The sequence below is a fragment of the Burkholderia sp. AU33803 genome, from assembly GCF_002223095.1.
Lineage (GTDB): Bacteria > Pseudomonadota > Gammaproteobacteria > Burkholderiales > Burkholderiaceae > Burkholderia.
On record NZ_NKFJ01000006.1, the window covers coordinates 1,164,551 to 1,186,295 of the forward strand.

Here is a 21,745-nt window from a genome sequence, read left to right on the forward strand (position 1 = left end):
CGCCGCCACGCCGTGCGGGAACTAGAACGTTTCCGCGAGCGCGCGCGCTGCTTCCTGCAAACGCGGCACGTGGTCGAGCAGCTGCGACAGCGGTGCGCGCGACACGGGCGCATGCACGGCGACCGCGGCGATGCACGCGCCGTCGTCGCCGACGATCGGCGCCGCGATGCACACGATGCCCGCGACGAATTCCTCGTTGTCGATCGCGACGCCCTTGTGCGCGGTGCGGTCGAGTTCGGCTTCGAGCAGCTCGGGGTCGGAGATCGTGTTCGGCGTGTAGCGCGGCAGCGCCAGTGCGCGTACCAGCGCGGTGCGTTCGTCGCGCGGCAGCAGCGCGAGCAGCAGCTTGCCGCTGGCGCTGCAGTGCGCGGGCACGCGCGAGCCGGGCTTCAGGTCGAGGCGCAGCGGCCAGTCGGCTTCGACGCGGTCGAGATAGGCGACTTCCGTGTCATGCAGCGCGGTGAGGTTGCAGGTTTCGCCGAGATCGGCGACGAGCCGTTCGAGGATCGCGTGGCGCAGCCGGCGCGCGCCCGCATGCAGTATCACGCCGGTGCCGAGCCGCGCGAGGCGCGGGCCGATCGCATACGCGTTCTTGCGGCCCGGCTCGCGGATCACGAGGCCGCCGGCTTCGAGCGACGCGAGCATCCGGTGCAGCGACGCCTTCGGGAGATCGACTTCGCGCACGAGATCGGCGAGCGACACGGCGTCGCCGGCCTGGACGAGATGTTCGAGCAGCGCGAAGGCGCGCAGCGTGGGCGTATCCGCGGGCAGCATGGCAGGCGTTCCGGAAACTGGATGGCGGCCATTGTACCGAACGGCCCGGCAGGCCGGCCGCGTGGGGCGGTGGGCGCGGCAACCCGGCACGCATTTTCAGCGATGGAACGAATCGTTCCATAAACGCGACCGGCGCAGGCGCGACGATCGATGCCCGCGCGGCCAGCAACGACAGCAACGACAGGAGCGCAACGCAATGGATGGGGTGGCGAACAAGCCGGACTGCATGGTGCCGGTCCGCGAACGGTTCGGGTTCGATTCAGACCTGATGGTGCCCGCGTTCAGCACGCGCGACGACCACGTGCCCGATATCGACGACGCCTACCGCTTCAACCCGGACGTCACGCTCGCGATCCTCGCGGGCTTCGCGCGCAACCGCCGCGTGCTCGTGCAGGGGATGCACGGCACCGGCAAGTCGACGCATATCGAGCAGGTCGCTGCACGGTTGAACTGGCCGTGCGTGCGCGTGAACCTCGACGGCCACATCAGCCGGCTCGATCTGGTGGGCAAGGATGCGATCGTCGTGCGCGACGACGTGCAGGTGACCGAATTCCAGGAAGGGATCGTGCCGTGGGCGCTGCAGCGGCCGGTCGCGCTGATCTTCGACGAATACGACGCGGGGCGGCCCGACGTGATGTTCGTGATCCAGCGGATTCTGGAGCGCGACGGCAAGTTCACGCTGCTCGACCAGAACCGCGTGATTCACCCGCATCCGTCGTTCAGGCTGTTCGCGACCGCGAACACGGTCGGGCTCGGCAACCTGAACGGGCTCTACCACGGCACGCAGATGCTCAACCACGCGCAGATGGACCGCTGGAACGTGGTCGCGACGCTCGACTACCTGCCGCGCGACGAGGAGATCGGCATCGTCCGTGCGCGCGTGCCGGAACTCGCGGACGAAGCCGGCCGCCCGCTGCTCGAATCGATGGTGAGCCTCGCGGAGCTGACGCGCAACGGTTTCGCGACCGGCGACCTGTCGACGCTGATGTCGCCGCGCACGGTGATCAACTGGGCCGAGAACTGCCAGATCTTCCGCGATCCGGCGCTCGCGTTCCGGCTCACGTTCCTGAACAAGTGCGACGACGCGGAGCGGCCGGTCGTCGCCGAGTATTACCAGCGCTGTTTCGGCGAGGAGCTGGCGGTTGCGTCGCGTGCCGGCGGCGGCGAGCCGGGGGCAGGGCGGTGAGCGCCGATCGCGATGCCGCGCGCCGCACGTCGGCGCGCGAAGCGCTGGGCGCGTCGACGGTACGCGCGCTGACGCGTGACGCGGCGCTGCATTACCGGGCGGGCCGCGTGTGCCGCGGCCTGCGGCCGTTGCCGATCCATGCGCCGCACCTGCGCGCGCAGGCCGCCGACGACGATCTCGCGTCGTGGCGCGGTGCGGCCGACGGCGTCGCGCTGCGCATCCTGCATTCGGATGCGGACCTGCATCGCGCGTTGTCCGGCGACGATCCGGTCGAACGCGTGCTGTTCGAGATGCTCGAGCAACTGCGCTGCGAATCGCTCGCGCCGCCCGCCATGCGCGGTGTCGTGCAGAACCTGCGTCATCGCTTCGAGACCTGGTCACGCGCGTTTCATCGATCGGGGCAGGCCGACACGCATGTCGGGATTCTCGTGTACACCGTCGCGCAGATCGCGTGGTCGCGGCTGACGGGCTGGCCCGTGCTCGAAGAGACGGAAGACCTGATCGAAGCGTCGCGCGCGGCGATCGTGCCCGAGATCGGCGTGCAGCTTGCCGGGCTCAAGCGCTGCCGGCACGATCAGCGCGCCTTCGCGGAACACGCACTCGCGCTCGCGAAGTGTATCGCTGCGATGATTCGCGACGCGCGTGCGGCCGTCGTGGAAACGGAGACGGAAGACGCGCGCGAGCAGGACGACGCGTTGACGAATTTCTCCCTGTGGGTCGATTTCGACGAGACTGGCGTCGATATGCCTGCACTCGTGGAGACGGGCGACAGCGTCGTGCTGCAGGGCGGCGATGCCGTCTATCGTGCCTATACGACGCGCTACGACCGCGAGCTTCGACCGGCCGCGCAGATCCGCACGGCACTGCTGCGCGAGTACCGCGACCGGCTCGACGGCCAGGTTGCCGCGCAGCGGATCAACGTCACGCGGCTCGCCCGCGTGCTACGCGCGGCGCTCGTCGTGCCGCAGGCCGACGGCTGGTCGTTCGGCGAAGAGCATGGCCGCCTCGACGGCCGCCGGCTCGCGCAACTCGTCAGCTCGCCGGCCGAACGGCGGCTGTTCCGGCTCGAACGCGTGCGGCCGCACGCCGACTGCGCGCTCGCATTCCTGATCGACTGCTCCGGGTCGATGAAGACGTGGATCGACGGCGTCGGGCTGATGGTCGACACGCTGGCCCGCGCGGGCGATGCCGCCGGTCTCGCAACCGAAGTGCTGGGCTTCACGACGCTCGCCTGGAACGGCGGGCGCGCGCGGCAGGACTGGCTCGCGCGCGGTAAGCCGCGTCATCCGGGCCGGCTCAACGAAACCGGCCACCTGGTGTTCAAGGACGCGGATACCCGCTGGCGGCATGCGCGCACGGGCATTGCCGCGCTGTTCAAGGCCGATCTGTTCCGCGAAGGGGTGGACGGCGAAGCGGTCGAATGGGCGTGCGCGCGGCTCGCGGCGCGGCCGGAGGCACGCAAGATCCTCGTCGTGATCTCGGACGGCAGCCCGATGGACGGCGCGACGGCGCTCGCGAACGATCCGTTCTACCTCGACAACCATCTGAAGCAGGTCGTTGCGCGCCAGGAGTCGGCGGGCCGCGTCGAAGTGCTCGGGTTGGGCATCGGGCTCGATCTCGGCCCGTATTACCGGCACCGGCTCGCGATCGATCTTGCGTCGGCGCCCGATATGAAGCGGCTCGTCGAAATCGCCGGATGGATCGGCGCGCGGCGGTGATGCGGATGTCTGCATTCGAAGCGCAGGCGTCGAGTCCGAATCGATTACCGGGACCAAGGCGGTTCGACGTAGCGCACGCCGCGCGGCATCAAGCGCGATGCAGCAACGGCGGCAACGACGTCGCGATCAGCCCGAGACCGATCGCCATCAGCACGCCGAACGCAAGCCGGCGCAACGCGACCGGCGACAGCGGCGGCGGGTACTGGCGGGCGGCCACCGTCGTCAGCATCACGACCGGCGTCGCGATCGCGGCCAGCAGCCAGATGTCGCGATCGAGCTGGCCTTCGCATGCGCTGTACAGCACGCGCGTGGCCGAGGTCGTCGTGAACAGCACGATCAGCGCGCAGCGGATCTGCACGAGCGTCAGCGGCTGCCGGTAGAACTGGAAGATCAGCGGCGGCCCCGACACGCCGAACATCCCGCTCAGCAAGCCGCCGAACAGGCCGCTGACGAAGAAGCTGCGGTTGTCGGAGCGCTCGGTGAGCGGCGTGGGGCGCAGCGCCGCGCTCAGGCCGCCGTACAGCACGACCGCGCCGAGGATCAGCTGCAGCAGGTCGGCCGCCGAGCGGCTCAGGCATTCGAGCAGCAGCACGCCCGCGACGACGGACGGCAGGATGCCGAGCGTCGCCGCCCCGACCGCGCGCCAGTCGATGTGATGCAGCCGTCCGGGCAACGCGGTCGCGCCGTTCGCGAGCGACACGACGCTCATCAGCGTGGCGACGGTCGCAAGCGGCGCGAGCCCGAAGCCGCTCGTCGCGCCCATCACGATCATCCCGAGCCCGAAGCCGGTGACGGTCTGGAAATAGCTGCCGGCGCCGATCACCGCGATCAGGATCGCCAGTTTGTCGGCGGTCATGCGTGTGCGGCCTCGCCGGTTGCGGCGCGCTGCGCGGCCGCTTGCGCCTGGACGGTGGTTGCCGCGATCACGTGATACACGTCGTCGGCGCTGCAGCCGCGCGACAGGTCGTTCGCGGGCCGGCGCAGCCCTTGCAGCAGCGGGCCGACGGCCTTCGCGCGGCCGATCCGCTCGGCGAGCTTGTAGCCGATGTTGCCGGCTTCGAGGCTCGGGAACACGAGCACGTTCGCGTGGCCGCCCACCTGCGAATGCGCGATCTTGCGCTCGGCGATTTCCGCGACGATCGCCGCGTCGAGCTGCACGTCGCCGTCGATCGCGAGCGCGGGGCGGAGTTCGCGCACGTGTGCGGTCGCGGCCGTTACCTTGTCGACCGCCGCGTGATGCGCGCTGCCGCTCGTCGAGAACGACAGCATCGCGACGCGCGGCTCTTCGCCGAGCAACGCATGCGCGCTGTCGGCGGCGGCCATCGCGATCTCGGCGAGCTGATTGGCGTCCGGATCGACGACCAGCGCGCAGTCGGAGAAGATCAGCCCGCCCTTGATCGTGTGGAACGGTTCGCACAGCATCATCAGGAAGAAGCTCGACACGATCCGGAACGCCGGATCGACGCCGATCAGCTGGATCGCTGCGCGCACGACGTCGGCCGTCGCATGCACGGCGCCCGCGACCGAACCGTCCGCGTCGCCGAGCCGCACCATCAGGTTCGCGTGGCAGAGCGGGTCGAGCACCGCGCCGCGCGCGGCAGCGGCCGTCATGCCCTTGTTCTTGCGCAACGCATGCAGCGTGTCGGCATAGGCGTCGCGTTGCGTGGCGGTGGCCGGATCGACGAGCGTCATGCCGGCGAGATCGATCGCGTCGCGCGCGGCCGCCGCGTGAATGGCCGCACGGTTGCCGACGAGCACGATGCGGGCGATACCGTCGCGGGTCGCGCGCGCGGCGGCCTGCAGCACGCGCGGATCGTCGGCTTCGCACAGTGCGATGCGCATCGGCTGGCGGCGCGCGACGTCGAGAATGCGGTCGAGGGCTTTCATCGTTCGCTCAGAGAAAAAGAAAAAACGGCCGGATGCGGCGGCCCGCACGGGGCACGGCGTCCGGCCGGAGGGCCGGCCTCGCGAGCGGGGCGCGCGGCCGGCAACGGGGTTGCGTCGACGACGCGGCGTTACACGTAGTCCTTGTACTTGTCGAGCATGCGAACCGGCTTCGACAGCGCATCGCGACGGAACGGATCGCCGAGTTCGCGCGTGCACATGATCTCGATGATCGTGGTCTTGCCTTGGTTCATCTGCATGTCGATGGCGCGCTTGAGCGCCGGGCCCACATCCTCGAGGCGGTCGACCGTGATCCCTTCGGCGCCCATCGCCCGCGCGATCGCCGCGAAGCTCTGGTTGTCGAGTTCACCGGCGACGAAGCGGCGGTTGTAGAAGTCGACCTGGTTCTTCTTTTCCGCACCCCATTGACGGTTGTGGAACACGACGGCCGTCACCGGGATGTTGTGACGCACGCAGGTCATCGTTTCCATCAGGCTCATGCCCCACGCGCCGTCACCCGCATACGACACGGCCGGGCGGTGCGGCGCGGCGACCTTCGCGCCGATGATCGTCGGGAACGCATAGCCGCAGTTGCCCCAGCTCATCGCTGCGAAGAAGCTGCGCGGCTTGTTGAAGCGCAGGTAGCTGTTCGCGACCGAGTTGATGTTGCCGATGTCGGTCGACACCATCACGTCCTCGGGCATCGCCTTCTCGAGCTCGCGCAGCACCTGGCGCGGATGCAGGTACTGGCCGCCGCTGAACGGCTTCTCGTGCTTCTGTTCCTCGATCATGTCGAGGCTGTACGCGTCGCGCTCGTGCGTCCAGTCGTCGAGTTCCTTTTCCCACGCGGCCTTCTCGGTCGCGATCTGGTCGGCGCGCTCGCCGCGCGAGCCGTCGCACGCGAGCGTGCGGCCTTCGAGACGTTGCGTGAGTGCGATCGCCGCGGCCTTCGCGTCGCCGCAGATGCCGACCGAGATCTTCTTCACGAGGCCGAGCATCTTGTGATCGGCGTCGATCTGGATGATCTTCGCGTCCTTCGGCCAGTAGTCCATTCCGTGCTGCGGTAGCGTGCCGAACGGCCCGAGGCGCGAGCCGAGCGCGATCACGACGTCCGCGCGCGACAGCAGCTTCATCGCCGCCTTCGAGCCCTGGTAGCCGAGCGGGCCGCACCACAGCGGGTGGTTCGCCGGGAACGAGTCGTTGTGCAGGTAGCTGTTGACGACCGGTGCGCCGAGCCGTTCGGCGAGCGCCTTGCATTCCTCGATCGCATCGGCCATCACGACGCCGCCGCCCGAGATGATCACCGGGAACTTTGCCTGCGCGATCAGCGCGGCCGCGTCGTCCAGGCTCTGTTCGCCGCCGGCGCCGCGATCGAGCCGGCGCGGTTGCGGAATCTCGACCTTGACCTTGCCGTAGAAGTAGTCGCGCGGGATGTTCAGCTGGGTCGGACCCATCTCGGCCTGCGCGCGGTCGAAGCAGCGCGCGGTGAATTCGGCCATCCGCGCCGGGTGCGTGACGTGGCCCTGGTATTTCGTGAACTCCTGGAACATCGGCAACTGGTTCGCTTCCTGGAAGCCGCCGAGGCCGATCCCCATCGTGCCGGCTTCCGGCGTGACGATCACGACCGGGCTGTGCGCCCAGTACGCGGCCGCGATCGCCGTCACGCAGTTGCTGATGCCGGGGCCGTTCTGGCCGATCACGACGCCGTGGCGGCCCGACACGCGCGCATAGCCGTCGGCCATGTGGCCCGCGCCCTGTTCGTGCACGACCGGGATCAGCCGGATGCCGGCCGGCGCGAAGATGTCCATCGCATCCATGAACGCGGAGCCCATGATGCCGAACATGTCGGTCACGCCGTTGGCCGCGAGGGTCTCGACGAAGGCTTCGGACGGCGTCATGTCCTGCGGACCGTTCGCCGATGCACGCAGGGAAGTGGATTGTTCGCTCATGGGTTGTCTCCGATTGTTCAATTAATGGAACGTCTTGTTCCAGATGCTATTTGCTGGGGAAGGCCGGTCAAGTCATTCCGCCCGCTGCCGGGGAATGTGGAATGAAATGAATCGATTCGTTTCAAAATGCACGTGGGGCACGGTGGCCCGGCCGCTGCGCTCAGGCCGGCTGCTTCGGCCGTTCCTTGCGGAAGGCGCGCTTGACGGCGATCAGTCCGTCGCGGAATTCGAACAGGTCGCAGCCTTCGGCCTCGATGCGCCAGCCTTCGGCGTGCGTGCCCGTGAACACCCATTCGGAGACGCCGCGCTCGCCGGCGACGGTGTGGCGGCCGTGACCCCAGTGCGCGTCGGGGAAGGTCTTGAACACGGCTTCGAACGCGGCGCGTACCGCGTCACGGCCGACGAAACGCGTGCCGTGGATGTCGGGGCCGCCGGCCGCGTCGAACACGCAGTCCTCGGTCATGAAGCCCATCAACGCATTGGTGTCGTGCCGGTTGAAGGCGTCGGAAAATGCCGCGAGCGTGGCGGCCGTGACGGGGGCGGTGAGCGTGTCTGCCATAACGTGTCTCCTGTCGAATGGTGAGCGGTGCGCAAGGCGCTGGCGCGCATGCGGCACGCGGTATCGACACGTTAGTGAGCGCTCGTTTTTGGCGGTAGCGCCAGTGGGGGGGATTCGCTTGGGCCAGCGGGAGAAGCCGGGGGCCGGTGCGCCTGTCTACCGGCGCCCGGTGGGTGCCCGCCGGCGGGTTCGTTGATACGCATCGACGGAAATCATCGGCGCGGAGCAATGGGCAAAAGGATCAGCCGCAGGGGAGTATCGCGAATGCGTCGCCGTTGCGCGATGAGTCACGGCGGCCGTGGGCCGCACGGCAGCAGCACCGGCCGGCGAGGGGATACATCGGAAGGCCCGATGCATCCCCGACGGTCAGGCGGGCATCAGGAAGCCGCCATCCCGATCCCGAACACATGCATCTTGCCGGCGCTCACCTGGCGCGGCAGCACGATGCTCGTCACCACCTTGCCGGGCGGCACCGGAATCTTCTGCGCGAAGATGTAGGTCTTCACGTTGTCCTGCTGACCGCTGCCCGAATTGCGGTATGCCATCGTGACGGCGATCGCCGCGCTGGCATGCGCGCTGCCGCCATTCAGCGTCCAGTCGTCGAACGCCAGCGTCACAGCCTGACTCGATCCATCCGCAAAATTCAGCTGCGCCGTGCCGCTGCTCGGGCCATTGTTGGCCGAGCCGAGCACCACCACGCCGGTGCCGGCCGATCCCGGCGGCAGCATCACGGTCTGGCCGACGGTCACGGTGTTGTCGAGCGAGAGCGGCCCGCCCGCCACCGCCACGCTCGCGCCGGCCACCGCGAACGGCTTGCCGGGCTGCACGCCCGCCGCTGCCAGCGCATTCAGCGAGTAGCTGAACAGGCTGCCGTCGAAGTCCGCGCCCTGGCCGTCGGTATTGGTCGCGCCGTCCGCGCTGAAGCCGCGATTGTTGTAGCTGTCGACCGCGTTGACCGCCACCGGCACGCCGAACGACGGCGGCTGTTTCCGGCTGCCCCATTGCGACGGCGTGCTGCCCATCGCGAAGTGCAGCGTCGCGCCGTTCGCGATGTCGTCGTAGGCGACCCACGGCACATCGTGGGCGCGACCGTTGATCGACAGCGACTGCACATAGCTGGACGCAGGCGCGCCCTCGGCGCGAATCCGCCACGTGCGGCCGTTGCCGAGCCGCACATCGATCTGCGGGAACTGCGGGCTGCCGATCGCCAGGCCCGCGACGCCGGGGATCTGCGGATACAGGCCCAGCGCACCCCACACATACCAGCCCGACACGGCGCCGAGGTCGTCGTTGCCCGGCAAGCCGTCGGGGCCGGTGCCGAACGCGCTCGCGAGGATCTGCTGCACCACGCGCTGCGTGCCCGACGGCTGCCCGGCCCAGTTGTAGAGCCAGGGCACCTCGAAGGTCGGCTCGTTGCCCATGTAGAAGTTGGGCAGGCTCAGGCCGGCATTGAGCACCGTGAAGAACTGGTCGAGCCGCGACGTCACCGCCGCATTGCCGCCCAGCTGCGCGAACAGGCCGGTACCGTTGTACGGCACCATCCACGTGTACTGCTCGGCATTGCCTTCCACGTAGTTGTCGCCGCTGCTCGGCGTCTCGGGAATCCACGCGCCGTTCGACCGGCGCGCCGCGATCAGCGGCGGCGTCAGCGCGGTATTGAGCAGGTTCTGCCAGTAAGCCGAGCGGCTCAGCAGCATGCGCTGCGTGGCGGTATCGCCGAGCGCGCCGGCGAAGCGCGAGATCGCGAAATCGCTGCTCGTGTATTCGAGCGTGGACGAAGCCTGTCCCCACTCGCCGTTGGTGATGTAGCCGGTCTGCAGGTAGCTCGCGCGGCCACCGTTGGTGGTCACGTTGTTGCAGGCCGTGCCGGGGATGTTCGCCATCTTCACCATGTGCTGCAGCGCGGACCGCGTATCGAAGCGCCGCGCGCCGAACGCATAGGCATTCGAGACGATCAGTGAACCGGCGTCACCCGGCATCACGCCGTCCTCGACGTTGTCGTTGACCCAGTGCGGAATCGCGCCGCACTGGTCCGCGTCGTTGATCAGCGACTGGATCATGTCGCTGGTCTCGGACGGGTTGAGGATCGACTTCAGCTGGATCAGCGAGCGGTAGATGTCCCAGCCCGAGAACGACGAATACTGGGCCTGCTGGCCCTTGGCGACCTGATGCACGGTGTTGTCGAAGCCGATGTACTGGCCGTTCACGTCACTGAAGATGCTCGGTGCCCACAGCGCGTGATAGAGCGCCGTGTAGAACTTTTTCTTCGCGTCGAGCGTGCCGCCCGCCACGCGGATGCTGTTGAGGCGGTCGTTCCAGATGCGGTCGGCCTGCGTGCGGACGCCCGCGAAGTCCCAGCCGCGATTTTCCGCGTCGAGGTTGGCTTTCGCGTTGGCGACGCTGACGTAGGAGAGTCCGATCTTCATCCTGACCGTCTGGCCCGAGCGGAAGCCCAGTTGAGCCACGCCGTGCGAAATCGACGCCGACGTGAAGGCCTGGTCGAAGGCGGCGTAGAAGTAGACGGGCACCGGCACCGAGTTGCCGCAGAAGCCGCCGCCGATCGTGCTGCCGGAGATGGCGCTGTCGGAAACTTGCGTGATGGCGCCCGTGGTCGAGGTCTTGGTGTTGGTGCGGGTCGCGTCGAGTACCAGCAGCGCGGGTTTGCCGGCCGGGTACGCGAATTGGCCGAAGCCGGTGCGCAGCGTAGCGGTCAACTCCACCTTGATCTGCGAGTCGAGCAGCACGGAATAGTAGCCGGGCCTGGCCGTTTCGTTCGCATGACTGAAGGTTGGCGCGAGCTGCGTCGGGTCGGTGGTCGGCATGACCGGAAATTCGCCGTTGTTGCCGCTGCAGCCGGCACCCGGCATGTGCGTCAGGCTGAAACCCTGGATCGAGTGGATGTCGTAGTAGTAGCCGGCGGGCGAGTTCGGCTCCTGGCTGTTGCTCGGCGCCGGCGTGGTGTTGGTGTCGGGCGCCCACTGCACCATGCCCGACGGCAGGCCGGCGGCCGGTTCGACGCTGCCGGCCTGTCCCGCCGGCACCGGGTTCGGCGAGTTGCTCGCGAGCGTGCCGATCAGCGGATCGACGTACTGCGTCAACGACAGGTTGCGGTTGTCATCGAGATTGGTCGTATCGGCCGCGGCATCCGACGGGCGTGCCGCCAATACCGACGCCGCGGTTCCGTCGCTGCCGTCACCGCCTCCGCACCCGCTCAACGTGCACGCCGCGGCCAGGATTGCCGCGAGCGTCGTGAATCGAATCATGATCGCCCCTCCGGTTGTCCACGCACTTTTTTCTTTGGCAATCCAGTCGATCGAACCGTTGCTGCGTCGTCGCTTGTTGCCGTCTTTCAGCGTCGTAACACTAGGATTTGGACGAATCCGTTGTCAATCGGATTTGGAGAGTTGTAATGTTTTTATTGGATTTACTAAACGAATCGAAACGCAATGAATTCAGGCGATGTCGTGTTGAAGTCGCACTGTATCGGCGTGTGGGAGCGAGTGGCGTAGGCGGAGTTCGATGAGGCAGCGGAACATCACCTGTTGGTCGAAGCGATGCGTCTTGTGCTCACGTCTGCGGTTCATCGATACCCGACGAGGCGGTCAGCACGCATGTGGCCGTGAGTCACGCTGCAGGATGACTCGCGGCCGATCGTTGAAACTGTTTTTCCAGCTGCAGCGCGCAAAACATGCGTGCTTCCAGGTGAGTGCGCCGTGCCGGCGCACGACGCCTTTTCGCCGCCGGTCAGGCCCCCGGACGTTGCGAACGCACGCATTGCGCGAGCGCCCGCACGCCCGGTTCGATCCGCTCGAGCGGGATCGCGGAAAACCCCATCCGGAAGCAGCGCCGCGCGTCGCCTTCATCGTTCATGAAGAACACGCTGCCCGGCTCGATCAGGATGCGGGCTTCCTGTGCATCGGCGGCGAGGCGCGTCGCATCGAGCCACGGCGGCCCCTCGACCCAGCACGACGCGCCGCCCGTGACCGGCACGTAGCGCGCTTCCGGCAAGTGCGCATCGAGCGCGGCCATCAGCGCCTGCGAGCGCTCGCTGTACGCATGCGCGAGCCGGCGCAGCAGCGCGTCGTGATGACCGAGCGCGAGAAAGGTCGCGAATGCGCGCTGGATATACGCAACCGGGTGGCGCACCATCAGCCGCCGCAGCGCGCGCAGTTCGCGGATCAGCTCGCGCGGCCCGACCACGTAGCCGAGCCGCAGCCCCGGCGCGAACGTCTTCGACAGGCTGCCGACGTAGATCACGCGGTCGGCCGTATCGAGGCTCTTCAGCGCCGGATGCGGCGTGCCGGAGAACGTGTTCTCGCTCTCGTAGTCGTCCTCGATGATCACGAAGTCATGCTGCTGCGCGCAATCGAGCAGTGCGCGGCGGCGTTCGACCGGCATCGTCGCGGTAGTCGGGCACTGGTGGCTCGGCGTCACGTACACGTAGTCGCAGCGCGAGAGCGTCACGCCGAGCGCGTCGGGCGCGATCCCGTGGCCGTCGACGGGCAGCGGCAAGAGCCGTGCGTTGCGGTTCTCGAAGATGTTGCGCGCATCCGGATAGCCGGGGTTCTCGAAACCGACCGTCGTGTGCTTGCCGCACAGCAGGTCCGCGATCAGGTACAGCGCCTGCTGGCAGCCGTTCGTGACGACGATCTCGTCCGGCATCGCGAACACGCCGCGCCGCGGCAGCACGCGCGTGCGGATCTGCTGGATCAGCGATTCGTCGTCGCGTTCGATCAGGTCGGGCGCCCAGTTGCGGATCTCCATCACCGACAGCGCCTTCAGGCAGCATTCGCGCCAGTCGTTGGTCGGAAACAGCGACTGGTCGAATTGCCCGTAAATGAACGGATATTCGTAATGCTGCCAGTTCGCGGGTTTCACGATGTTGCGCTGCCTCGACGGCGGATGCGCGATGCGCTTGTCCCATGCCGGGCGGCCTGGAGCTTCTTCGCTGCCGCCCGGCTGCACAGTGGGCTTGGCGGCCGAGAAGCCGGGCACGCCCTCGAGCATCTTCGGGTTCACGAAGTGCCCGCTGCGTTCGCGCGAGATCAGGTAGCCCTCTTCGACGAGCATCTGGTACGCGAGCACGACGGTGTTGCGCGCGACGCCGAGCTGGTCGGCGAGCTCGCGGCTCGACGGCAGCGCGGCATCGGGCGCGAGCTGGCCGTCGAGGATCGCGGCCACGAGCATCCGCCGGATCTGGTCCTGCAGGCTCGACGCCGACGACCGCCGGAACTGCTGGGCCCATAAGGCGGTCGGGGTACGACTCGGCATGCTTCCTCCTGTGATCGGTACGGGAAACGCGAGGCGGTGCGCGTGGCGTGCGTGCGGCCCGCGAGGGGCGCGATGTCGCGAGAATACGCGCGCCGCGCCGCGGATGTGGACTCAATGAAAGGTACCGTCTGGCACTACTGCGCGCCGACGTGGCAAGACGATACTCAAACCGTCGCCGCTGGACGATCCGGATTAGTCCCCGGTTCGCGGGCGCAGGGAGGCGTGCGCGCATCGCGTTCGTCTGCAACGTGATGCCAGGGAGAGGCGCGCCATGCACGTCGTCGTGTTCAGGGATCGCTGCGAACGCGTGATCCGCATCGTGTTCGACGATGCACGTGCGACGGCGGTCGCGTATCGCGACGACGAGGCGATCGGCGAACTCGGCATCGACGACGACAGTGGCGGTGCGGTGCGATCGCCGTCGCTCACGCGGCTGTACGTCGAACCCGCGTATCGGCGCAGCGGCATCGCGCACACGCTACTCGCGTGCGCGTCGCGCGAATTCGGGCGGCCGATCCGCATCGATGCCCTTGCGCGTGAATGGCCCGATACGCCGGCCTGGGCGACGCTGTGCCGCTGCCTCGAATACGAAGGGCTGGTGGTGGTGCGCTAACCGACAGCGTGACCACGATCACGCTGCATCAAGACGGAGACGACATGAGCACGGTCCTGAAGCCGATTCCCGCATCCGACGTGCGGCACGAAGCGCTGCGCATCGACGGGCAGCGCGTGTGGCGCGACGCGGTCATCGACGTGCGCAACCCGTACGACGGCACGCTGGTCGGCACCGTGCCGAAGGCGACGCTGGACGACGTGCGGCGCGCGTTTGCCGCCGCACGTGCCTACCGGCCGACGCTGACGCGCCACGATCGCGCGGCGATCCTGCGCCGTGCGGCCGACATCGTGCGTGCGCGCACGGCCGAGATTGCAGCGCTGATCACGGCCGAGGCCGGCCTGTGCATCAAGGATTCGACGTACGAAGCGGGGCGCGTGGCCGACGTGCTGACGTTCGGTGCCGGTGAAGTGCTGAAGGACGACGGTCAGATCTTCTCGTGCGACCTGACCCCGCACGGCAAGAAGCGCCGCGTGTACACGCAGCGCGATCCGCTGCTCGGCGTGATCTCGGCGATCACGCCGTTCAATCACCCGATGAACCAGGTCGCGCACAAGATCGTGCCGTCGGTGGCCACCAACAACCGGATCGTCGTGAAGCCGTCGGAGAAGGTGCCACTGTCGTGCTACCTGTTCGCGGACATCCTGTACGAAGCCGGCCTGCCGCCGCAGATGCTGCAGGTGCTCACCGGCGACCCGAAGGAGATCGCCGACGAGCTGATCACGAACCCGGCGATCGATCTCATCACGTTCACGGGCGGCGTGTCGATCGGCAAGTCGATCGCGTCGCGCATGGGCTACCGCCGCGCGGTGCTCGAACTCGGCGGCAACGATCCGATCATCGTGATGGAAGACGCCGATCTCGACGAAGCGAGCACGCTCGCGGTGTCGGGTTCGTATAAAAACTCGGGCCAGCGCTGCACGGCGATCAAGCGGATGCTCGTGCACGAGGCGGTGGCCGATCGCTTTACGGAACTCGTGGTCGAGAAAACGCGTGCGTGGTCGTACGGCAATCCGTCCGATCCGTCGGTCGACATGGGCACGGTGATCGACGAGGCCGCCGCGAAGTTCTGCGAGCAGCAGGTGAACGACGCGATCGCGCGCGGCGCGCGGCTGCTGGTCGGTAACGTCCGCGACGGCGCGCTGTATTCGCCGACGGTGATCGATCGCGTGACGCCCGACATGCCGCTCGTGAAATACGAAACCTTCGGCCCCGTGTCGCCGATCATGCGCTTTCGCGACATCGACGAAGCGATCCGGATGTCGAACAGCACTGACTACGCGCTGTCGTCGTCGGTCTGCACGAACCGCTTCGATCACATCACGCGCTTCATCACTGAGCTGGAAGTCGGCAGCGTGAACGTGCGCGAAGTGCCCGGCTACCGGCTCGAAGTGACACCGTTCGGCGGCGTGAAGGATTCGGGGCTGGGCTACAAGGAAGGCGTGCAGGAAGCGATGAAGAGCTTCACGAACGTGAAGACATACTCGCTGCCGTGGTGAGCGCGGCGGGGAAGGGCGCATCGCGCCCGCCCGCCGCCAACCGCATTACTGATAGAAGTTGAGCGTGACCATCGCCGAACGGCCCGGCGCCCACGTCGCGTAGATCGGATACGCGCTCGAGTAATACTTCTTGTCGAACAGGTTCTGCACGTTGAGTTGCACGTCCATCGTCTTGTTCACGCGCCACGTCGCGGCTGCGTCGAAGCGTGCGTAGCCGGGCGTCCATTTCTTCGTCGTCGCCGATACCGACGCATAGGTCTGGCTCATCACCGTCGCACCGGCGCCGAGCGTGAGCTTCGGCAGCACGTCGTAGCTCGTCCACAGCGTGAAGTTGTGCTTCGGCACCATCACCATCGGCAGGCCCGATGCGCCCGGGCTGCCGGGGCCGGCATCGGTCGTGATCGCGTTCAGGTACGAGTAGCCGCCGAACACGTGCCACTTCGGGCTCAGGTTGCCCGCGAAACCGAATTCGACGCCGCGCACGCGCTGCTTGCCCGCGTTGACCGTGTGACCGAGGCCGTCGCTCACGCGTGCGTTGGTCTTCTCGGTCTGGAACAGCGCCGACGTCAGCGACAGCTGATCCTGCAGCACATCCCACTTCGCGCCGATCTCGATGTTGCGCGAGCGTTCCGGCGCGAGATCCTGGTTCGTCGCGGTGATCTGGTCGGTGCCGCCGCCGAGGCCGCCGTTCGAACCCGGCGGGTTCGACGACGTGCCGTACGACGCATACAGGCTCACGTTGCTCACCGGCTTGAACACGAGGCCGAACTGGTAGCTGAACAGGTTCGACGTGTTCGACAGGTCGGCCACGCCGGCCTGCTTGCCGGTCGTGTCATAGCGGTCGAAACGCAGCCCCGTGTTGAACTGCCAGCGCTCGGACAGCTTCACGGTATCGAAGAGGTACGCGGAAACCGTGTCGGTGCGCGTGTTCGTCGTCGCGCCGGGGAAGCCCTTGTCGCCGTTCAGCACGATGTTGCCGGTCCACGGCATGTTCGGGTTCCAGCCGCCCGCGAGCGGCGTGCAGTTGCCGGCCACCGAGCACGGGCCGCCCGAGCGGATGTTGTTGCCGGCCGAATCCGACACGAGGTAGCCCTCGTAGCGCGCCTGCTCATGGCTGAACTCGACGCCGGCCGTCATCGTGTGCTTCATGCCGAACAGGCTGGCGCTGCCGGTCACTTCGGTCTGGTTCGAGAAGCCGTTGAGCGCGTACTTGCCGCTCTTCGCCTGCAGGCTCAGCATGGCTGGGTTCGACGCGAGGATCTGCGGGTTCGTCGCGACGTAATCGAGCGTCGAGCGGCCGAACATCGTCGTGTTCTTCAGCTTCCAGTCGTCATTGAGCTTGTGCTCGACGCGCACCTGGGCGGTGTCGGTCTGCCCGTAGCGGTAGTCGCGCGTGTTCAACCCGAAGAACTGCCCGCGATCGGTCGGCACCGGCGTGCCGCCCGACGCGCGGAACGGCACGCTGAAGTCCGGCATGTCGTACGAGTTCATGTGGTAGTAGCTGACCGTGACCGTGGTCGGCGTGTTCAGCCCGAACACGATCGACGGCGCGACGCCCCAGCGCTTGTTGTACACGTCGTTGCGGCCGGCCTGGTTCGCGTCGTGACCCATCACGTTCAGGCGCACGGCCGTCGTGTCGTTGATCTTGTGGTTCGCGTCGACCGTCGCGCGCTTGTAGCCATCGGTGCCGAAGCCGATGCTGCTGTTGATGAAGTTGTCGTTCTTCGGCGTCTTCGTGACGATGTCGATGCTGCCGCCCACCGAGCCGCGGCCCGCGTAGACCGAGTCGGGGCCCTTGATCACGCTGATCTGCTCGACCGCGAACGTTTCGCGGTTCTGCAGCCCCGAGTCGCGCATCCCGTCGACGAAGATCGAGTTGCGCGATTCGAAGCCGCGGATCACCGGGCGATCGGCCGACGGGTTCGCGGCCGCATCGCCGCCGAGGAACGTGATGCCCGGCACCGTGCGCAGCGCGTCCGCGAACGACGTGACGTTCTTTTCCTTGATGAGTTGCTCCGGGATCACCGTGACCGAGCGCGGCGTGTCGAGCAGCGGCGCGGTGAACTTGTACGACGGCGAACGCTTCACCTGCATGTCCGACGGCGCGGTCGACTTGACGTTGATCGTCGGGAGCGTCGCCTGCACGTCGGCGGACGGGGCCGGCTGATCGGCGGCGGGTGCGGGAGCAGGGGCGGTTTCGGCGGAAGCGAGCAGCGGGGTCAGGAACACGGAGCAGGTCAGCGCCGACACGAGGGCGCGAGGCCTCGTCTTGAACTGGGCGGGCATATCGAGAGGCAGCAGAAAATTCGGTGAGCGGGCGCGTCTTCTCGATGCCGGGCGGCAGCACGGAACATCGGAAAACGTCAATGTAAATGCGTATGATTCGCGTTTGCGGTCGCAATTGTACGGATTGGTACTAATTCTGTAAACGATCGAATGGGTTTTGTACTAATTTGGTCAGGCTTTCGTGGGGGACGGATTGCCTTTGCGTGGCGTGCAACACCACTTTCCATCACCGGCCAATGCGCGGCGGCGGGGACTCGATACACTGCCGTACCGGTTGGACGGGCCCCGGCAAGCAGGCCCCGAGCATGGAGACAACACACGATGGACACCCAACGCGCAGCAGTCGTCACGTACCGAGGCGATGCGATCGAGAACACGCACGTCGCCCATGTGGCGGTGGTCGATGCACGCGGCAGGTTGCTGGCCCGGTTCGGCGATCCGTTCCGGATGACGCTCGCGCGCTCGGCGGCCAAGCCGGCGCAGGCGCTGTCGGTGATCGAGACGGGCGCGCCCGAGCGTTTCGGCTTCGACGATGCGGATATCGCGCTGATGTGCGCGTCGCACAGCAGCGAGGACCGGCACATCGAACGCACGCGCGCGATGCTCGCCAAGGTCGCCGCTCACGAATCGGACTTGCGTTGCGGCGGCCATCCGCCGTTGTCGGACGCGGTGTACCGCGCATGGATCAAGCGCGACTACACGCCGACCGGCGTGTGCAGCAACTGTTCGGGCAAGCACGTCGGGATGCTGGCCGGCGCGCAGGCGATCGGCGCCGCGATCGCCGATTACCATCTGCCCGAGCATCCGATGCAGGTACGCGTGAAGCACGTGGTGGCCGATGCGTGCGGGCTGCGCGACGACGAGGTCGAGTGGGGCATCGACGGGTGCAACCTGCCGACGCCGGCGTTTTCGCTGGACCGGCTCGCGCGGCTTTACGCGTCGCTGGCCGACGGGGCGGACACGGTGGAAGCGGGTGGAGGCGACATCACCGGTCGCGTGCGCGCGCTGGCGCGCATTCATCATGCGATGACCGCGTATCCGGAGCTGGTTGCCGGCGAAGGGCGCTATTGCACGGTGCTGATGAACGCGTTCGACGGGCAGGTGGTCGGCAAGCTCGGCGCCGATGCGTGCTACGGGATCGGCGTGCGGGCGTCCGAGCGCACGCGGGCGCTGGGCGCCGACGGCGCGCTCGGCATCTCGGTGAAGATCGAGGACGGCAATCTCGACGTGCTCTACATGGTCGTCAGCGAACTGCTCGAGCGGCTGCAGATCGGCACGGCCGAGCAGCGCGCGCCGCTGGCCGGCTTCCACCGGCCGCGGATGCTCAACACGCAGGGTGTCGAGATCGGGCACGTCACGTTCCCATTCGAATTGCAGGCGGCCTGAACGGCGCGGATGCACGGCTGCGCGGCTGCCGGTGGTCCGCGACGCGGGCCGTGCGCAGCGGCGCGAACCTGACCCAGGGCGCGTGCGCTACACGCTCGCGCCGCGAATCTTCGCCAGCTCCAGCGCTGACAGCTCGCCGATATGCGCGAGGTGTTCCGCGAGAAAGTCCTTCAGCACACGCAGCTTCGCCGAACTGCGCCGGTTCGCCAGGTACGCGATGTAGATGTATTCGCCGGTCAACCGGTTCTGCAGCCGGTAGCGCGGCAGCACGGCTTCGAGCCGGCCGCTCGCGAGCAGGTCGCGCACCAGCCAGATCTCGAACTCCGCGATGCCGAGCCCCGCGCAGGTCGCTTCGAGCAGCAGCTCCGAATGGTCGGTGACGAGGTTGCCGGCCGGCAGCACGCTGTGATGCGCGTCGCCGTTCACGAGATCCCAGCGCGGATCGCCTTCCGGATGCACGTAGCGCAGGCAGTTGTGTTGCTTGAGGTCGTCCGGTGTGGCCGGGCGCCCGCAGCGGTCGAGATAGCCGGGCGTCGCGCACAGGATGCTGTCGTTGCGTGACAGGCGGTGGACGACGAGGTTGTCCAGGTAGTTCTCGCCCTCGTGAATGTCGAGATCGAAGCCGCCGGCCACGAGGTCGTTGTGGTTGTCGGTGAGCCGCACGTCGAGCTGGATCGTCGGGTAGCGCGCGAGGAACGGCGCGACCAGCGGCGCGAGATGGCGGCGGCCGAACGCCACCGGCGCGGTGAGCTTCAGCGGGCCGCTCGGCTGCGCATTCAGCTCGGCGACCACGCGCAAGGTGTCGTCGAGATCGGCGATCAGCGTGACCGCGCGTTCCAGGTAGATATGGCCGGCTTCCGTGAGCGTCACGCTGTGCGTGGAGCGGTGCAGCAGCGCGACGCCGAGCGCCTCCTCGATCGCCGTGACCTTGCGTGCGACGGTGGACGTCGACACGTGCATCTCCTTGGCGACCGCCGAAAAACTCCCCGTTTCGACCACCCTGACGAACGCGCGCATCGCGCCCATGTGATCGATGCCGGTTTCCCTTGCGCCTTTTTTCATTCGAGTCTCGTTGTTGCGTCCCACGCAAAACCGCTTTCGATAATACAGAAGTGAGGTTGTTTTTGCAAAGGCATAGAATGCGAACCCGTCGCATCGGGAAGCGACGCACGACGAGCGGCACGAGACACCCAGGAGGGCACGATGGCAGAAAACGGCTTCCGCGTCGAAGCGGATCTTTTAGGTAAGCGAAGCATTCCGAACGAGGCCTACTACGGCGTCCATACGCTGCGCGCGAAGGAGAATTTCGACATTTCGGGCCGCACGATCGCGTCGCTGCCGTACCTCGTGATGGCGCTCGCCGCGGTGAAGGAGGCCGCGGCCGACGCGAACTGCGAACTCGGGCTGCTGCCGCAGCCGCTGCGCGATGCGATCGCCGCCGCGTGCGTCGAGATCCGCGAAGGGCGCCTGCACGACCAGTTCGTCGTCGACATCATCCAGGGCGGGGCCGGCACGTCGACCAACATGAACGCGAACGAGGTGATCTGCAACCGCGCGCTCGAAATCATGGGGCACGCGCGCGGGCAGTACGAATACCTGCATCCGAACGAGCACGTGAACCTCGCGCAGAGCACCAACGACGTCTATCCGACCGCGATCCGCGTCGCGACCTGCTTTGCGGTCGAGCACCTGCTCGAAGCGATGGCGCGCCTGCGCGATGCGTTCGCGGAGCGCGCCGACGCGTTCGCCGGCTTGCTGAAGCTCGGCCGCACGCAGCTGCAGGACGCGGTGCCGATGACGCTCGGCCAGGAATTCTCGACCTACGCGGTGATGCTGACGGAAGACATCGCGCGCCTGCAGGAAGCCGGCTGGCTGATTCGCGAGATCAACCTCGGGGCGACCGCGATCGGCACGGGGATCACCGCGCATCCGCAGTACGCGGAGAAGGCGCTCGCGGCGCTGCGGCGCATTACCGGTCTCGACCTGAGCACCGCGCCGAACCTGATCGAAGCGACCCAGGATTGCGGCGCGTTCGTGCAGGTGTCGGGCGTGCTCAAGCGGATCGCGGTGAAGCTGTCGAAGATCTGCAACGACCTGCGGCTGCTGTCGAGCGGCCCGCGCGCGGGGTTCGGCGAGATCAACCTGCCGCCCGTGCAGGCCGGCTCGTCGATCATGCCGGGCAAGGTGAATCCGGTGATCCCGGAAGTCGTCAACCAGGTTGCCTTCGAGGTGTTCGGCAACGACCTGACCATCACCTTCGCGGCCGAGGCCGGACAGCTTCAGTTGAACGCGTTCGAGCCGGTGATCGCCTGCGCGCTGTTCCGCAGCTTCAGCCACCTGACGGCTGCCTGCACGACGCTCGCGCAACGCTGCGTGAGCGGCATCACCGCGAACCCCGAGCGGCTGCGCGAAACGATGGAGCGCTCGGTCGCGCTCGCGACCGCGCTGAACCCGTACATCGGCTACAAGCGCGCGACCGCCGTGGCGGCCGAAGCGCACGCGACCGGCAAGTCGATCCGCGAGGTCGTGCTGGAGCGTGAGTGGATGACCGCTGCGCAGGTCGAAGAAGCGCTGCAACCCGAAGCGCTGATCCGGCCGCGCGTGCTTTGACGCCGGCCGC

15 protein-coding genes are annotated in these 21,745 nt (G+C 67.4%); 6 read left to right on the plus strand and 9 right to left on the minus strand.

Annotated features, from left to right (window positions below):
• Positions 1-21: 21 nt before the first annotated feature.
• Positions 22-774: an IclR family transcriptional regulator gene (locus CFB41_RS22540; protein WP_089457924.1), complete on the minus strand. Its 753-nt coding sequence runs from the start codon at positions 772-774 to the stop codon at positions 22-24.
• 196 nt (positions 775-970) lie between these two features.
• Here CFB41_RS22540 and CFB41_RS22545 point away from each other — a divergent pair, with 196 nt between their 5' ends.
• Positions 971-1,960, plus strand: coding sequence for an AAA family ATPase (locus CFB41_RS22545; protein ID WP_089457925.1), 990 nt, complete (start codon positions 971-973; stop codon positions 1,958-1,960).
• Positions 1,957-3,678 carry a cobalt chelatase gene (locus CFB41_RS22550; RefSeq protein WP_089457926.1) on the plus strand — a complete coding sequence of 574 codons (1,722 nt, stop codon included), beginning with the start codon at positions 1,957-1,959 and terminating at the stop codon, positions 3,676-3,678. Before CFB41_RS22545 ends, CFB41_RS22550 begins: the two co-directional genes overlap by 4 nt.
• A gap of 88 nt (positions 3,679-3,766) precedes the next feature.
• Here the strand turns inward: CFB41_RS22550 and CFB41_RS22555 are convergent, their stop codons facing one another.
• The 6 genes from CFB41_RS22555 to CFB41_RS22580 all read right to left on the minus strand — a co-directional run bounded on the left by CFB41_RS22555 (position 3,767) and on the right by CFB41_RS22580 (position 13,341).
• A complete protein-coding gene (locus tag CFB41_RS22555) occupies positions 3,767-4,534 on the minus strand; it encodes a sulfite exporter TauE/SafE family protein (protein ID WP_089457927.1) in 768 nt (255 codons plus the stop codon).
• Positions 4,531-5,565 carry a phosphate acetyltransferase gene (gene pta, locus CFB41_RS22560; protein ID WP_089457928.1) on the minus strand — a complete coding sequence of 345 codons (1,035 nt, stop codon included), beginning with the start codon at positions 5,563-5,565 and terminating at the stop codon, positions 4,531-4,533. The genes CFB41_RS22555 and pta overlap by 4 nt, the downstream gene beginning before the upstream one ends.
• Positions 5,566-5,693: 128 nt before the next feature.
• Positions 5,694-7,511, minus strand: coding sequence for a sulfoacetaldehyde acetyltransferase (xsc, locus tag CFB41_RS22565; protein WP_089442844.1), 1,818 nt, complete (start codon positions 7,509-7,511; stop codon positions 5,694-5,696).
• Positions 7,512-7,671: 160 nt separating this feature from the next.
• The gene (locus CFB41_RS22570; protein ID WP_089457929.1) at positions 7,672-8,070 is read right to left on the minus strand and encodes a nuclear transport factor 2 family protein; all 399 of its coding nucleotides are present in this window, start codon (positions 8,068-8,070) and stop codon (positions 7,672-7,674) included.
• Positions 8,071-8,447: 377 nt separating this feature from the next.
• Positions 8,448-11,333 carry a GH92 family glycosyl hydrolase gene (locus tag CFB41_RS22575; protein WP_089457930.1) on the minus strand — a complete coding sequence of 962 codons (2,886 nt, stop codon included), beginning with the start codon at positions 11,331-11,333 and terminating at the stop codon, positions 8,448-8,450.
• Positions 11,334-11,814: 481 nt separating this feature from the next.
• Positions 11,815-13,341: a PLP-dependent aminotransferase family protein gene (locus CFB41_RS22580; protein WP_089457931.1), complete on the minus strand. Its 1,527-nt coding sequence runs from the start codon at positions 13,339-13,341 to the stop codon at positions 11,815-11,817.
• A gap of 271 nt (positions 13,342-13,612) precedes the next feature.
• On the opposite strand from CFB41_RS22580, the gene CFB41_RS22585 reads away from it, so the two are divergent.
• Both CFB41_RS22585 and phnY read left to right on the plus strand, forming a co-directional pair.
• A complete protein-coding gene (locus CFB41_RS22585) occupies positions 13,613-13,954 on the plus strand; it encodes a GNAT family N-acetyltransferase (protein ID WP_089457932.1) in 342 nt (113 codons plus the stop codon).
• 44 nt (positions 13,955-13,998) lie between these two features.
• Entirely contained in the window at positions 13,999-15,453 is a 1,455-nt protein-coding gene (gene phnY / locus CFB41_RS22590; RefSeq protein WP_089457933.1) for a phosphonoacetaldehyde dehydrogenase, read from the plus strand.
• Between the two features lie 45 nt (positions 15,454-15,498).
• Here phnY and CFB41_RS22595 read toward each other — a convergent pair whose 3' ends face one another.
• The gene (locus CFB41_RS22595; RefSeq protein WP_089457934.1) at positions 15,499-17,739 is read right to left on the minus strand and encodes a TonB-dependent siderophore receptor; all 2,241 of its coding nucleotides are present in this window, start codon (positions 17,737-17,739) and stop codon (positions 15,499-15,501) included.
• Positions 17,740-18,060: 321 nt separating this feature from the next.
• Between CFB41_RS22595 and CFB41_RS22600 the strand changes: the two genes are divergently transcribed.
• Positions 18,061-19,125 (plus strand): asparaginase, encoded by a 1,065-nt coding sequence (locus tag CFB41_RS22600; RefSeq protein ID WP_089457935.1) that lies wholly within the window; start codon positions 18,061-18,063, stop codon positions 19,123-19,125.
• Between the two features lie 87 nt (positions 19,126-19,212).
• Here CFB41_RS22600 and CFB41_RS22605 read toward each other — a convergent pair whose 3' ends face one another.
• A complete protein-coding gene (locus CFB41_RS22605) occupies positions 19,213-20,187 on the minus strand; it encodes a LysR family transcriptional regulator (protein WP_089457936.1) in 975 nt (324 codons plus the stop codon).
• A gap of 141 nt (positions 20,188-20,328) precedes the next feature.
• Here CFB41_RS22605 and CFB41_RS22610 point away from each other — a divergent pair, with 141 nt between their 5' ends.
• On the plus strand, positions 20,329-21,735 hold the full coding sequence (locus tag CFB41_RS22610) for an aspartate ammonia-lyase (protein WP_089457937.1): 1,407 nt from the start codon (positions 20,329-20,331) through the stop codon (positions 21,733-21,735).
• The last annotated feature ends 10 nt before the right edge of the window (positions 21,736-21,745 follow it).

Excerpts from the sequence above, each read along its gene's own strand:
- CFB41_RS22585 (WP_089457932.1), top strand. The coding sequence starts at position 13,613 with ATGCACGTCGTCGTGTTCAGGGATCGCTGCGAACGCGTGATCCGCATC.
- CFB41_RS22600 (WP_089457935.1), top strand. The coding sequence starts at position 18,061 with ATGGACACCCAACGCGCAGCAGTCGTCACGTACCGAGGCGATGCGATC.
- CFB41_RS22610 (WP_089457937.1), top strand. The coding sequence starts at position 20,329 with ATGGCAGAAAACGGCTTCCGCGTCGAAGCGGATCTTTTAGGTAAGCGA.
- CFB41_RS22605 (WP_089457936.1), bottom strand. The coding sequence starts at position 20,187 with ATGAAAAAAGGCGCAAGGGAAACCGGCATCGATCACATGGGCGCGATG.
- CFB41_RS22575 (WP_089457930.1), bottom strand. The coding sequence starts at position 11,333 with ATGATTCGATTCACGACGCTCGCGGCAATCCTGGCCGCGGCGTGCACG.
- pta (WP_089457928.1), bottom strand. The coding sequence starts at position 5,565 with ATGAAAGCCCTCGACCGCATTCTCGACGTCGCGCGCCGCCAGCCGATG.
- CFB41_RS22555 (WP_089457927.1), bottom strand. The coding sequence starts at position 4,534 with ATGACCGCCGACAAACTGGCGATCCTGATCGCGGTGATCGGCGCCGGC.
- phnY (WP_089457933.1), top strand. The coding sequence starts at position 13,999 with ATGAGCACGGTCCTGAAGCCGATTCCCGCATCCGACGTGCGGCACGAA.
- CFB41_RS22540 (WP_089457924.1), bottom strand. The coding sequence starts at position 774 with ATGCTGCCCGCGGATACGCCCACGCTGCGCGCCTTCGCGCTGCTCGAA.
- CFB41_RS22570 (WP_089457929.1), bottom strand. The coding sequence starts at position 8,070 with ATGGCAGACACGCTCACCGCCCCCGTCACGGCCGCCACGCTCGCGGCA.
- CFB41_RS22545 (WP_089457925.1), top strand. The coding sequence starts at position 971 with ATGGATGGGGTGGCGAACAAGCCGGACTGCATGGTGCCGGTCCGCGAA.
- xsc (WP_089442844.1), bottom strand. The coding sequence starts at position 7,511 with ATGAGCGAACAATCCACTTCCCTGCGTGCATCGGCGAACGGTCCGCAG.
- CFB41_RS22595 (WP_089457934.1), bottom strand. The coding sequence starts at position 17,739 with ATGCCCGCCCAGTTCAAGACGAGGCCTCGCGCCCTCGTGTCGGCGCTG.
- CFB41_RS22580 (WP_089457931.1), bottom strand. The coding sequence starts at position 13,341 with ATGCCGAGTCGTACCCCGACCGCCTTATGGGCCCAGCAGTTCCGGCGG.